At 52.7% G+C, this 13,100-nt stretch carries 12 protein-coding genes; 11 read left to right on the top strand and 1 reads right to left on the bottom strand.

The genetic code is table 11. The features are described 5' to 3' along the window. Nucleotides 1–136: 136 nt before the first annotated feature. Genes P8N76_23430 through P8N76_23405 form a run of 6 tightly spaced genes read left to right on the top strand, consistent with a single transcriptional unit; the run spans nt 137 to nt 4,072 of the window. Nucleotides 137–514, top strand: a complete 378-nt coding sequence (locus tag P8N76_23430) for a FliM/FliN family flagellar motor C-terminal domain-containing protein (protein MDG2384641.1) — start codon at nt 137–139, stop codon at nt 512–514. Between the two features lie 41 nt (nt 515–555). Next, complete coding sequence (locus P8N76_23425; GenBank protein MDG2384640.1) at nt 556–1,128, top strand: flagellar biosynthetic protein FliO; 573 nt, start codon at nt 556–558, stop codon at nt 1,126–1,128. A 22-nt stretch (nt 1,129–1,150) separates the two neighbouring features. Beyond that, nucleotides 1,151–2,128, top strand: coding sequence for a flagellar type III secretion system pore protein FliP (gene fliP / locus P8N76_23420; GenBank protein MDG2384639.1), 978 nt, complete (start codon nt 1,151–1,153; stop codon nt 2,126–2,128). Between the two features lie 26 nt (nt 2,129–2,154). Beyond that, entirely contained in the window at nt 2,155–2,415 is a 261-nt protein-coding gene (locus P8N76_23415) for a flagellar biosynthetic protein FliQ (protein MDG2384638.1), read from the top strand. Between the two features lie 31 nt (nt 2,416–2,446). After that, entirely contained in the window at nt 2,447–3,229 is a 783-nt protein-coding gene (locus P8N76_23410) for a flagellar biosynthetic protein FliR (protein ID MDG2384637.1), read from the top strand. A gap of 54 nt (nt 3,230–3,283) precedes the next feature. After that, entirely contained in the window at nt 3,284–4,072 is a 789-nt protein-coding gene (locus tag P8N76_23405) for an EscU/YscU/HrcU family type III secretion system export apparatus switch protein (GenBank protein MDG2384636.1), read from the top strand. Here P8N76_23405 and P8N76_23400 read toward each other — a convergent pair. Beyond that, nucleotides 4,069–5,199 (bottom strand): sulfotransferase, encoded by a 1,131-nt coding sequence (locus P8N76_23400; protein MDG2384635.1) that lies wholly within the window; start codon nt 5,197–5,199, stop codon nt 4,069–4,071. The genes P8N76_23405 and P8N76_23400 overlap by 4 nt on opposite strands. Before the next feature lie 186 nt (nt 5,200–5,385). On the opposite strand from P8N76_23400, the gene P8N76_23395 reads away from it, so the two are divergent. The 5 genes from P8N76_23395 to P8N76_23375 all read left to right on the top strand — a co-directional run bounded on the left by P8N76_23395 (nt 5,386) and on the right by P8N76_23375 (nt 13,032). After that, nucleotides 5,386–7,452 carry a flagellar biosynthesis protein FlhA gene (locus tag P8N76_23395; GenBank protein MDG2384634.1) on the top strand — a complete coding sequence of 689 codons (2,067 nt, stop codon included), beginning with the start codon at nt 5,386–5,388 and terminating at the stop codon, nt 7,450–7,452. After that, entirely contained in the window at nt 7,445–8,638 is a 1,194-nt protein-coding gene (gene flhF / locus P8N76_23390) for a flagellar biosynthesis protein FlhF (GenBank protein ID MDG2384633.1), read from the top strand. The genes P8N76_23395 and flhF overlap by 8 nt, the downstream gene beginning before the upstream one ends. Nucleotides 8,639–8,698: 60 nt before the next feature. After that, nucleotides 8,699–9,532, top strand: a complete 834-nt coding sequence (locus tag P8N76_23385) for a hypothetical protein (GenBank protein MDG2384632.1) — start codon at nt 8,699–8,701, stop codon at nt 9,530–9,532. 375 nt (nt 9,533–9,907) lie between these two features. Then, nucleotides 9,908–10,726, top strand: a complete 819-nt coding sequence (locus P8N76_23380) for a FliA/WhiG family RNA polymerase sigma factor (GenBank protein ID MDG2384631.1) — start codon at nt 9,908–9,910, stop codon at nt 10,724–10,726. Nucleotides 10,727–11,256: 530 nt separating this feature from the next. Next, nucleotides 11,257–13,032 carry an ATP-binding protein gene (locus tag P8N76_23375; GenBank protein ID MDG2384630.1) on the top strand — a complete coding sequence of 592 codons (1,776 nt, stop codon included), beginning with the start codon at nt 11,257–11,259 and terminating at the stop codon, nt 13,030–13,032. Nucleotides 13,033–13,100: the final 68 nt, after the last annotated feature.

The following is a 13,100-nucleotide window of genomic DNA, read 5'->3' as shown; positions in this document are numbered from 1 at the left end:
CGCTAGCGGTGATGGTAAGGTCAGTTGATCTTGCATTGTGGCCCTCGATCGACGACAGTCCGCATCGCCTTTTGTCAGCGATTTCCTCGTGGCCGGAAGTTGCGTCGTTTTCCGCCCCAATGGGAGGATTTTTCTGATGCCGAGTGACGTAAGCGTTTCCGTGACTCACCAAGATGACGATGAGACACGTTCGGCCAGTTCGCCACAGGTGCGAGTTGATGGTGCGCACGACAAGCCGATTTCAACGCCAGCTCCCTACGCCTGGCAAGACCTCAATCTTTCATCCGAGAAAATTGAGGTGGAAGTCAGGTTGGGAAACCGCGGACTCACGTTGCGCGAGTTGGAATTACTCAAGTCGGGACAAGTGATTCGGCTCGAGACCTTGTTGGACGAACCGGTGGAACTCCTGATGGATCGGGAGGTGATGGCTTACGGACGAATTGTGATTGTCGATTCTCGTATGGCGATTCAGATCACGGAATTGCGACAGTCACCTCGTCGACGAACAGCCTGACTCTTGGAATTGATAGGGTGGCAGAGAAAGAAAAATCAAGCATGCAACAAGATAAATTGAAATACAAGTGTCTTCCGGTTGTCATTTTTCTGGCCTGGTTCTGCCTGGGGATCGCCTCCGTCACTGCGCAGCAAGTCGAGAGATCGGAGGCGAGTGCTGTTGGCTCTGCGGTCCCCGAGACCTTGGGGCGTGAACCGTTGAGATTGGAGCCGCCGGTCGTCAAACAAGGCTCGGAGTTCTCAACTCAATCTTGGCAACATGCCATTCCTCGGAACTCAAAACAGTTTGGCGTTATCTTGGCGATTTTTGCCGGCTTGATGCTGCTCTGGCGCCTTTCAAAAGGACGTGAAGCAGGATTGCCTGCAGACTTAGTCGAAGTGTATGGCAAGGTTCCGATGAACGGCAAGCAATCGTTGCATTTGGTGCGGGTTGGTGGCCGATTACTTGTGTTGATCGAATCCTCGCAAGGCATGCAACGATTGGCGGAGATCTCTGATCCAGACGAAGTGCGAAGCGTCATTGATCAGCTTGGCAAAGGTCATGTTCGTCGTCTGCCGACGAATCTTCAGGGGCTTGTTACGGACCGGAATCTATCTTCATTTCGGGCTGGTTAATCACCGCTCAGGAGAGATCTCTTTGAAGAGTCGACGACGACGAGTTGAGCAACGCAGGCGACTGGCACTTGGGAGTGCGGCGGTCCCGATGTTGCTTGCCTTTTTATCGACAGGCATCGTCAGAGCCGAGGTTCCGCGACTGGATTCGGAGACTGTGGCTAAGGAGACTGTGGCTAAGGAGACTGTGCCGAACAGTCCCGTCGACACGTCTGCCAATCGGCTGTCGACCGAATTTGCGGAAGAGCCGGGTAGCGATTCGTCGCCCATAAGTTCCGGAGCAAATCTTGACGCGATGTCCGAGTTCGCTTTGGAGCAGGCTGAGTCATGGATCACACCGGATCGTATGTCCTCTTCGGCTCAAGTGTTTATTACGATGGCGTTACTTGGGCTGATTCCCGCTTTGCTGTTAATGACCACATCCTACGTACGCGTGGTGGTGGTGCTGGGCTTGTTGCGGCAGGCGTTTGGTGCCCAACAAATGCTGCCCGCTCAGGTGACGACGGCGATCGCCATGTTCATAACTGTCTTGGTGATGTGGCCTACTTGGGAACGTGTCTATCATGACGCTGTCGAGCCGTATACTAACGAAGAAATCGACATGAGTGTTGGCCAGGCTTGGCAAGCTGCCGAACGTCCGATACGAGAATTTATGAGCAGCCAGATTCGCGATAATCAAAACAGTGAAGATGTCTGGTTGTTCTTGCGATACTTGCCGGATGTCAAGACTCCACCCACCGTTTACGACGAAGTTCCCCTGCGAGCGTTGCTGCCCGCCTTTATGTTGAGTGAACTGAAGACCGCTTTTCTGATTGGGTTTGGGATTTATCTACCGTTTCTCGTGATTGACCTGTTTGTCTCTGCGGTCACCACCTCGATGGGAATGTTCATGCTGCCACCCGCGATGATTTCCATGCCGTTGAAGTTGTTGTTGTTCGTACTTGTTGATGGGTGGAATTTGGTGGTTGGAATGCTGCTTGAAAGCTTTCAAACTTATGCCTGACGGTTTTGAATAAAGGAAGGTAACAGGTGGAGGATTACCAAGTCATTGAACTTGCCAGCGATGCGTTGCTGACGACGCTGATACTTTGCGCACCGATTTTGATTGTCGGTGCGGTCGTGGGTATCGTGGTTGGATTACTCCAATCGGTAATGCAATTGCATGATCAAACTTTGACATTTGTGCCAAAGTTACTCGCAATTCTCGCGGTGTTGACAGTGATGCTTCCCTGGCTGATGCAACATTTAACTCAGTACGCTTCCGAAATGTTTTCGGGCGTTCATTACTGACCTGATACTGAGGCTGTGATTCGTTGAGAAAATGCTGGGCTTAACCAACCTGATTTTGCCGTTTGTTTTTATTTTGGCTCGACTGCTGCCGCTGGCAATGTTATTTCCCGTGATTGCGGGGCGCACCATTCCGGTGCGTTTGCGTTTTGCCTTGGTGGTCGTGGTTTCGGTAATGATCACGCCCCTTTATCTGTTCACGCTGCCACTCGCCGATTTGAACAGTTGGGAGTTGGCAATCCGATGTGTGCGAGAACTTGTTTTTGGGCTGGGATTAGCGCTCTCGGTGTTGATTATCATTTCCGGTCTCCAGCAAGTCGGGACGTTGATCAGTCAGATGTCAGGACAGTCAGCAGTGGACGTCGACCCTGGCACCTCTTTTGGTGCGACGCCGGTGGAGCGATTTTTCGGTCTCTTGTCGATCGCCATTTTTCTGTCGATTGGCGGACATCGGCAGGTCGTGCACGCGTTGCTGCAAACGTTTCAGTGGGTTCCGCCGGGCGGCACAGCGCCTTCGATGGACGCGGTGGTGCTTCTGGGTGAATTGCTCAAGCACAGTTTTGAGTTGGCGATTCGAGCCGCTGCGCCGGTCGCTTTCTCGCTGCTGATGTCAACTTTGTTGATCGGGCTGTTGTCGAAAGCCTTGCCGCAAGTGGGGACATTCGGTTTTGGCTTGGGGATTAATTTTGCCGTGATGTTGGCCGTTGCCTGCTTGTCCATTGGGGGCTTTGCCTGGCTATTTCAATTGCATCTTGAGACCGGGCTAGAACAAGTGTTGACCTCGATTCGTCGGTCGGTTGTGAATGTGGGCGGCTGATTGGCAAGTTGAAGCAACGGATTGATTAGTGGTTTCTGCAAGGCTGACTAAATAATGTCCGAAGATAGATCACAAGCTGCAACGCCGCGACGTCGCCGGTTGGCTCGCGAGCAGGGGCATCTACCTCGTAGCCAAGAACTGGCCTCGGCGGTGATCTTCTTAGGGGCGGTCGCAGCGATTGTGGTGTCCGCTCCACGGATGTTTGAAATTCTCTCGCAGCTCATGCGTCGTCAATTGAGTGCACCCGGTATGAGACATGATCAACTTGCCGATCAAGCAACAGAATTACAGCAAGTCGGTATAGAATCTTTGATCGGGTTGCTTCCTGTGCTGGGACTCATCTGTGGCGCCGCTGTCATGGTGCATTTGACCCAAACGGGCTTTCTCTGGCTTCCCCAAAAAATGATGCCCGATTTCAACCGACTCAATCCGTTCGCCAGGGCACAGCATTTGGTTTCCTGCAGCCAAGTTGCGCGCATCGGCTTGTTGATCGTTCGGATCGTTGTCATGCTGGTGGCCGGGGCGGCTTTGATTCGACATCTTTTGCCCAACTTGCTGCAACTTAGTTTGCAGCCGACAGATCGTCTCTTGAACGCGGGAGCCGGTTTACTGATACAATTTTCGACCTCGGTAGGAGCCGTGCTGCTGCTGTTTGGAGTCATCGATTACCTGCTCCAGAAACTCAAGTTCGAACGCGATCTGCAGATGTCGCCCGAAGAGTTACGCGAGGAGATTCGAGCGGTACAAAACGATGTTTCGTTAAGTCGAAAACGTTCACTCACGCAGCAAGCACTGAATGCGAGTCGCGTTGCGCAAGCATCGGAGCCTGAGATGAAAGACTAGTGGTTCTGGTTTACGTAGCCATACTTGGTGGCGTAGCACCCCCACTTGTCGAGAATCTCGTTTTGAGTTTCCGCCGACAGTTGGTATTGATTGGTGCGGTATTCGCGCTTTCCACCGGCAAATTCCTCGAGACGCTTGCGGACGGTGCTAAAGTCGCCCAGATTTAAGTGATCGTAGGCTTGCGAGAGGATCTGGCTGGGGTTTTCCACCAGCTCCTCGTAGCGAATGTCGAAGATTTGATCGTCGGCCAACTGGTTTCGCTGCTGTTCGAATGCCTGATACATCCGTTGGAATGCTTCAATGACGTAGGGTTCAAGCTTGCGATGTTTGGGGATTTGAAACCCTTGCACATGATCTAAGACTTTCCACAGCTTCAAAGTCGATGGGTAGATGGCCAACGGATCGCGCACGATGTGCAAGAATTTTGCCCGTGGAAACATTTGTGAAAGCAAGCCGACTCGAGCCGTATGTGTCGGTGACTTCAGAATGAGCCGTTTGCCACTGTCGAAAGTCAGCCCTTGCAGAAATGCTTGCATGGCTTGCTGCCATTCCATCAGCTCATTGGCATCCAGGGACTTCAGATCCAAGTAATTAAGATAGCGGTCCTCTTCGTTCGGAAATGCCATCCGCAGATAAGGCGAGGGGATTCCCATCGAACAAAGGGCGAATTCATCTTCCTGGGGCGCATTCCAGCCTACACTCACATTGTCCATCGGCCGCTTTGACGGCATCAGGAACCACAGGAGACGTGGCACCCATTTCTCGGTCATGAGGAAATGATTGGCCGCAAAGCATTGGTAGGTGGTTGGTGTTGCAAAGCGGCTATCGCAGGACATCAGTTCGTGGAGGTAGGTTGTGCCGCTCCGCCAGTGTCCCAGAATGAAGACAGGATCTTGTGGGATTGGCGTTTCAAGAGCTCGTCTCGCATAAATTGCCTGACTTGCGAGCCGCATGGTCGAGTTAAAGAAAGTCGCTCCGGTAACCGTTGCAGCCAAGCCCCAGCGGAGTGGATGAACACGGAATCGATGCGTGCTCAAGAGCTTGATCCAATCGCCGAAGAGCATGCCGTGCCAGAATCGGGGAGCCCAGGTGGGGTACTGTGGTCGCTTCGTGCTGTCTGAATTCATATTGTTTTCGCGGATAACGGATGGAAGCAATGCTGATATCACATGCTGGTGCCGACTGAAAGCGATCTAGACATTCGCTTTTCAATGGAGTACTCTCCGCCCGCACTTCGCCACATTTCCTTGTTTTTTTCTTTTCTGTATTTCTTGCGACCTGTTCATGACTCGGTGTTCACCGAGTGAGAGAAAATGTTACGGTTTCCACGGGCTTCTGAACTTCTGCTGCCGCTTGCTTTGATTGTATGCCTGTTGGTGGTCTTGATGCCTGTACCCCCGGTCGTGCTTGACTTACTACTTATCGCCAACATTGCGTTGTCGGTCATCATTTTGTTGACGACAATTTACGTATCCGCACCGTTAGAGTTTAGTGTCTTTCCGACTGTGCTGTTAGCGACGACTCTGGGCCGTCTTGTCTTGAATGTGGCCACAACCCGACTCATCTTAACGGAAGGTTCGCAGGGAATGAGTGCTGCGGGTGGTGTGATTCAGAGTTTTGGGCAATTTGTGGCTGGCGATCAAGTGCTGGTTGGCTTGGTGATCTTTTGCATTATTGCGGTCATTCAGTTTGTGGTCATTACGAAGGGGGCGACGCGGATCAGCGAAGTCACTGCTCGGTTTGCCTTAGATGGGATGCCGGGAAAGCAAATGGCGGTTGACGCCGATCTGAGTGCGGGGGTGATTGACGACGTCGAAGCAGGGCGTCGGCGTGCCAATATTACTCGCCAGGCTGATTTTTATGGGACCATGGATGGAGCGAGTAAGTTTGTCCGTGGCGACGCAATCGCCGCTGTCTTTATTACCGTGATCAACATTGTTGGCGGGTTGGCGATCGGAATACTCCAATACAAGATGTCTCCGTTGAACGCAGCGGATGTGTTTACAAAGCTCACGATTGGTGACGGGTTGGTGAGTCAATTACCGGCGTTATTCATTGCGTTGGCGGCGGGATTATTGGTGACTCGTTCTACGCAAAAATCGAATTTACCGATCGATTTCTTGACGCAGCTTCTCAATCGTCCGCAGGTAATGTGGGCGTCCGCGGGCGTGTTGTTGCTGATGTTGTTAACCAGTCTCCCCTCGCTACCGCTGATTGTCTTGGCGGCTGGCTGTTGCGGTGCAGCGGTCTTGATGAAGGGGCCGCAGGAAACGGAGATGGTATCTGCGGTGGAGAAGAAGGAAAGTGCCAAGCCAGCGCCTCAGAAACTTGAGCCAAGAATCGAAGAGTATCTGACGGTTGATCCGGTTGAACTGGAGTTGGGATTGTCGCTGGTGCGTCTGGCGGATACGAAACGTGGCGGCAGTTTGTTGTCGAGAATCACACAGCTGCGCCAGATTATGGCAACCCGTTTGGGGCTTGTGCTACCGAAGGTTCGTATTCGCGACAATCTGCGACTCGCCGAACCCCAGTACCGCATCAAGGTGAATGGCAATTCAGTGGCGAGTGCCGAGTTACCTATCGACTTGGTGTTACTCACGCATTCAGATTCGCAACGCCCTCGCTTTGACGGGAAATTGATTCGACATCCGGCCTACGTGAATCCGCTCTTGGGCGTTGCTCCGGAAGATGTCCAGGCAGCCAAGCAGATGGGATTTGAATTGCTGGATCCGGTGAATGTGTTGATGCAGCATTTGCAAATGGTGGTGATTCAGCACGCGCCGGAGTTGCTGACGCGTGACGCAACACGGCATTTGATTGACGAGACGCAACGACAGGCTCCGGCTGTGGTTGACGAACTCATTCCCGCGGTGATGAAATTGTCGGATGTGCAACGGATTCTGCAACGATTACTTGCGGAAGGCGTGTCAATTCGACAATTGAGCATGATTTTGGAAACGTTGGGGGATGAAGTCGGGCAAGTGGATTCTGACGTCGAGTTGACGGAACGGGTGCGTCAGCGATTGGCTCGAACCATCTGTGCCCAATACCGAGATCAGCGAGAGCGTTTGCATGTGATCACGCTTGATCCGGCGCTGGAAGAACGAATTCTCAATGCGAGTCAAACTCGCGATCGGGAGTTGGTCGTCAATCTACCGCAGAAACAAATGGAAGCGATCAGTCGAACAATTGATGCAGAATTGACGAGCTTACGGAATCAGGGGCGGCCTGAAATCCTACTTGTTCGGGCCGAAATTCGTCCCGCAGTACGTCGCATGTCGCGCCACGCACTGCCACAGGCCATCATTTTGAGCTACGCAGAAATCACTGCCGAAACAAAAGTTGTTTCCTTGGGAATCGTGAGTGAGACCGATGAGTAAACAAACGTCGCAGATCAAGACGTATCGAGCCAAGTCTTTGCAGGAAGCGCTGCAGATGGTACGACTGGAGCTAGGTCCCGAGACGACCGTTCTGCAGACGCGTGAAGTGCCGACTGCTTGGTGGTCACGCATGGCGGGTGGTCGACAATACGAAATCGAAGCGAGACGAGCGTCTCCAGGGCAGGGCAATGTCTCGGTCCATTTACGCCGCCGCCCTTCGCCCTTGAACGGTCTGGCTGGAACTGTGTCGACAACAGACGTGCCCAGGGCGGATAGCCAAGATCACCGACAACGTATGCGGGGAGGACTCGCGCGTTTAGAGCAGGATGGTCCGACCGGTTTGGAGCAATTACTCTCCAAGCCGCGGCAGAAACGTGAAGCCACGGGGCCCATCTTTGATCTGCTGGCCGAGCTCTTGGATGCGGGTGTTTCCGAGTCGGTGGCACGCGAATTGATCGCCGAGGTGCGTCGTGCGGCGTCCGATGTCGACTTGAACGACTTGGCCCAATTACGTGGGAAACTACAAGAACACCTTGAGAATCAGTTGCAAACATCGGGGCCGATTTGTCTTACTCCCGACAAACGTCGAGTCGTGGCGCTCATTGGACCGACTGGCGTGGGAAAGACCACAACGATTGCGAAACTTGCTGCCAATTTGCGTTTGAAAGACAAATTGCGAGTTGGGTTGATCACGGTGGACACTTATCGCATTGCCGCCGTCGACCAATTACGCACTTATGCCGAAATCATTGATCTACCGATGGAAGTCGTCTCCACGCCCCAAGAAATGAGAGATGCCGTTGTGCGATTGTCGGAACAAGACATCGTCTTTATTGATACGGCCGGCCGGAGTCCTCACGATGAAGTCCAAATACAAGAACTCAAAGCTATGTTACAAGAGGCGCGCGTGGACGAAGTTCATTTGGTGCTGAGTGCAGTTGGAGCCACATCGCATCTCACCAAAACGGTACATTGCTTCGAGTCGGTTGGCACGACCGCATTGCTGTTCACGAAACTGGATGAAGCCAGCGGACTGGGTAATTTAGTTCCCCTGGTGCGGTCGGTGGGGTTGCCGCTGAGTTATCTTGGTTGCGGACAAAGCGTGCCCGACGACATCGTCGTTGCTGAACGAGAAAAATTAGCAAGCGTGCTTCTGGGGACGGAAGGGTTGAAAACATTGGTGTAGTCAGCGACTTGTTGTTTCGGGTAACTTTTCACCCTTGGTAGTCCCGCACGGATCGAATGCATGACAGATCAGGCTGAAGCATTGCGACAACTGGTAACTCAGGTGTCCTCGCTCGATTCGAGTGAGGAACAACGGGGGCTAATTGGTATCGTCGGGGCGCAATCGTCGATTGGAACCACCACAATTGCGGTGAATTTGGCGGTTTCCCTCGCTCGTCTGGGGTGGCCGATCACCCTGGTCGATGCTGATTTTCAACGGCCTGCTACCGCTCGTCATTTAGGGCTGCAACCGCGGCGGCGTTGGAGTGAATTTTTAGTGGGGAGTAAATCGATCCGTGAAATGTTACAAGCAGGCCCCGCCGGTCTGTCGGTGCTGACAGGAGTGCAACTCGAATCGAATGATGCGAGTACGAAGGAGCTTGCGACAGAACGTCTCCAAGAACAATTGCTGTCGTTGGCCGAATCCAGATTAGTCATCCTTGATTGTGGGCATGCTGGCGATGAAATGTCTCTCCTTTCGGGGGTCGACGATCTGATGATTGTTACAACGCCGGCAGAAGATTGCGTGTTGGCCGCCTATTCCACCTTTAAACAGACGGTTTCCAAGCCAATACGTGCTGGGTGCTGGTTGATTATTAATCAGATGCTGGACGCGAGCGAGGCCAGAGAGGCTTCTCAACGCGTCTCGCTATCCTGTGATCGATTCCTGAACCTTTCGCTCCATCAACCGAACCCTTTGCCTCGAGATGAAAATGCCAGCGAGGCCGAGCGGGCACAACGCCCGCTGATGCTGCATGCTCCGTCCTCCCCGTTAAGTCGGTCGATGGAGGATTTTGCCAACGAGTATACCGAAGTTCGGCGTGCATTTGGACGTGCGATTCCAGTCGGAGTTTGACGTTTATTTGCACTCCAATTTGCTTGTCCTATCGAATTCAGAGGAAAGATTTAATCGAGCAGTATTGAACGACCGATAACAAGACACAGCGTTGCCGCGCGAGGGTGCGGTAAACTGTAGGGAGTACGAAGACTTTGACTGTCAAAGGGCCAAGGATGGCTTCGGACAGCGGTTAACGCAATCATCTGCGATTGTGACAACCCGTTCTCTGGCATCCGCCCTCCGAGAAGTTCATTCACTGAATGGCGACTCGGTGATCTTGGCGTTGAAGTGATTCCTTGCAACAAACGCTGAGCGTCGAAGTCCCTCAGGTCTTAGTCCCAAGGACTGTACGGTCGTTCAAAGATTGCCGGTCAACATATCATGGAGGATTGCATGGCAGTCACGACAGCCACAAAGGTTGCCCCCGCTAAGCGAGCGCGCGACGAAGAGATGGAACGCGTTTGGCAAACGTACAAGGCGGACATGACCAACAAAGAGCTGCGGAATCGGCTCGTGGAACGGTATTTGCCTCTGGTGAAATACAACGGCGAACGGATTTGGGCTCGATTGCCAGATGGCGTCGAGCTTGATGACCTCATTTCAGCCGGCGTGTTCGGGTTGATGGATGCGATTGATGCCTTCGACTTGTCGCGAGGTGTCAAGTTCGAGACCTACTGCGTTCCGCGTATTCGCGGTGCCATGTTAGACGAACTGCGAACGATGGACTGGGTGCCTCGTTTGGTCCGCTCCAAAGCCAGTAAATTGGGTGAAGCCACCAAGACATTGGAGGCTCGCTTCGGCCGCCCACCGACCGAACCGGAACTCGCCGGACACATGGAATTGAGCATGCCGGAATTGGAAAAGATGATTCTGGAAGCCAACGCTGTGAACCTAATCAGTCTCAATAAAAAATGGTATGAGACGGATAGCTACAAAGATGTTCGCGAAATCGATATTTTGGAAGACAAGAAGGGCGAGGATCCCACTCGTCGCGTTCAAAAGAATGACCTGATGCGATTGGTGACAAAAGGCCTGAATCGTAACGAACGTTTGATCATCATCCTCTACTATTATGAAGAGTTGACGATGAAGGAAATTGGTGCGACGCTTGATTTGAGCGAGAGTCGCGTAAGTCAGATGCACAGCAGCATTGTGCAACGACTGCAATCTCAATTGGGCCGTCGCCGACCCGAATTCGGGCAAGTCTTTTGATTGTCTGATCGGTTCAAAGTCAATGAACGCACGTCGCAACGGTGAATTGTGACGTGCGTTTTCATTGGGTGCGCTCACTTCCTGGCGGCTGAACAGCGATCAGCCCCATTTTACGTCTGACAGGATATGACGATCATCGCTTGATCGCATTGTCACGTTCTACGAGAATGACCCGCGTAGCGGATCCGTGCTTACCTGTTTTCGTCTGCTTGACCGCCGGTTTGCAGGGAGGTACGTATTCGATCCAATGCGTCCCGTTCAGCCAAGGATGGTTCGATGCCACGTTTTCGATTCGCTGTTCAAGCGATTCACTGATGTGTGACGATCGCCAGGGGGGCCGATTGGCGTTGCCTGGTTATGCCAGATCACGCTCTTTGTACGCGAGTTGCGCGGTGATCACCATCGCCGTTATGATACAGTGAGTCGGGTTGGAGGATCGGAATTCGCGGGAGGTGCTGCTGGTTGGTGAGCATCCGTCGCGTTTTGCGAGGGAGTATTGATGTCAAACGAGCGAAGAGGCAATTGAATCCATGTGGTCGTCACGTCTTTTCTGGAAATTCCTGTCCGGTTTCGTAGGACTGATTGGTTTGTCGGCACTCATCTTCGGTGTGCTAATTACCGATCTACAGGAGGGCGAAATGCGGCGACAATTCAGTGAACACCTGCGAGTGAACGCGGTGTTATTGAGCCAAGTTGTAGCCAGTTCGATGGATCATAATACGCCTGAACAATTCCAGGAAATGGTTGAGAGTTTGGGGACAAGAACCGACTGTCGTCTCACTGTAATCTCGTTAGATGGTCGCGTTTTGGCCGATTCGATGCAAAGCTCGGTGCAGCAGGTCAATCAGATGGACGATCACCGCAATCGTCCGGAATTGATCGAAGCTGGGCGGCAAGGTGTTGGTTTTTCGGAGCGATTTAGTGCGACTTTCGGTGAATCCTACATCTATCGAGCAGTGCGAGTGGATAGAGATCAGGAACCGATCGCGCTGGCTCGAGTTTCGTTGCCCGTTCGGCAATTCGAGGAACGCTATGAACGGATTCGTCAATTAGTTTGGTTCTTTGCTGCAATGGTGATTTGTTTCGCGATTGGGGTCGGCTATGTGTTAGTCGCCCGCATTATCCAGCCGCTGACGCAACTGACCTCTGCGGCGGAACGAATTGCGGCCGGAGATCGTCATCAGCCTATCTCGGTTTCTAATCGCGATGAAATTGGTATTTTGGCCGCCTCTTTCAATCGGATGAGCAATACATTGACGGAACGCATTGACGAGTTACGCGAGCGTCGTGACCAGTTGGCAGCCGTTTTGGGTGGAATGGACGAGGGAGTCATCGCTCTCGATGACCAAACGCGGATTCTGTTCGCGAATGACCTTGCTGGCCAACTATTCGAGTTTGAGGCATCGACTGCACAAGGGCTTCTCTTCTTATCCACCATTCGTGATGAGATGTTACGCGAAGCAGTGGAAAAAGCTTTTGCAGAGCGTAGTTCGGTGATCGTCGAGATTGAATTGCGCGGACATCGGAATGGGATCTTGTCAGTACATATTAGTCCTCTGCCCGGTGAGCCGTGTCCTGGCGTGATCATGGTGATCGATGATCTAACAGAACTGCGGCGTTTGGAGTCCCTGCGTCAAGATTTCGTCGCCAATGTGTCGCATGAATTGAAGACTCCGCTGAGTTCGATCAAGGCCTATGCGGAAACGTTGCGAAATGGGGCGATTGACGATCGGGACCACAATGTGCTCTTCGTGCAACGTATCGAAGATCAAGCCGATCGACTTTACCAATTGATTCTGGATTTGTTGAGCTTGACTCGGATTGAATCTGGCCAAGAAACTTACGAGATGCACAATGTGGTCGTGCGGCCGATTGTCGAAGCCTGTCTGGAAAGGCACCAGGCGGCGGCCAATGCAAAGTCCATTCAACTGATCGCGGAGAATTCTGACTCGTCGGTCGCACTGCGAACGGACGACGAGGCTCTGCTGCAAATACTTGACAACTTAGTCACCAACGCGATTAAATACACACCGGCCGATGGAAGGGTGGTGATCCGGTGGGGGCAAGATAACCAGATGGGCTTGATCGAAGTGAGTGACACGGGAATCGGGATTGCAACGGAAAATCAAGATCGACTCTTCGAACGCTTCTATCGTGTCGACAAGGCACGATCTCGAGAGCTGGGCGGCACGGGTTTAGGGCTTTCGATTGTGAAACATCTCGTTCAGTTCTTTGGTGGCAATGTGGGGGTGGAAAGCCAGCCGGGGAAGGGCAGCACATTTTGGGTTCGCCTTCCCTTGGGTTGACGAAGATTCTTTGAATTGTTTGGGGTGATGCAAGGAATTTCCAGGCGTGCGGGCCGTTCAGCTACGGA

The sequence above is a fragment of the Pirellulaceae bacterium genome, from assembly GCA_029243025.1.
Lineage (GTDB): Bacteria > Planctomycetota > Planctomycetia > Pirellulales > Pirellulaceae.
This window is presented reverse-complemented; position numbering and strand designations above follow the sequence as displayed.

Excerpts from the sequence above, each read along its gene's own strand:
- P8N76_23430 (MDG2384641.1), top strand. The coding sequence starts at position 137 with ATGCCGAGTGACGTAAGCGTTTCCGTGACTCACCAAGATGACGATGAG.
- P8N76_23425 (MDG2384640.1), top strand. The coding sequence starts at position 556 with ATGCAACAAGATAAATTGAAATACAAGTGTCTTCCGGTTGTCATTTTT.
- P8N76_23410 (MDG2384637.1), top strand. The coding sequence starts at position 2,447 with ATGCTGGGCTTAACCAACCTGATTTTGCCGTTTGTTTTTATTTTGGCT.
- P8N76_23405 (MDG2384636.1), top strand. The coding sequence starts at position 3,284 with ATGTCCGAAGATAGATCACAAGCTGCAACGCCGCGACGTCGCCGGTTG.
- P8N76_23400 (MDG2384635.1), bottom strand. The coding sequence starts at position 5,199 with ATGAATTCAGACAGCACGAAGCGACCACAGTACCCCACCTGGGCTCCC.
- P8N76_23395 (MDG2384634.1), top strand. The coding sequence starts at position 5,386 with ATGTTACGGTTTCCACGGGCTTCTGAACTTCTGCTGCCGCTTGCTTTG.
- flhF (MDG2384633.1), top strand. The coding sequence starts at position 7,445 with ATGAGTAAACAAACGTCGCAGATCAAGACGTATCGAGCCAAGTCTTTG.
- P8N76_23385 (MDG2384632.1), top strand. The coding sequence starts at position 8,699 with ATGACAGATCAGGCTGAAGCATTGCGACAACTGGTAACTCAGGTGTCC.
- P8N76_23380 (MDG2384631.1), top strand. The coding sequence starts at position 9,908 with ATGGCAGTCACGACAGCCACAAAGGTTGCCCCCGCTAAGCGAGCGCGC.
- P8N76_23375 (MDG2384630.1), top strand. The coding sequence starts at position 11,257 with ATGTGGTCGTCACGTCTTTTCTGGAAATTCCTGTCCGGTTTCGTAGGA.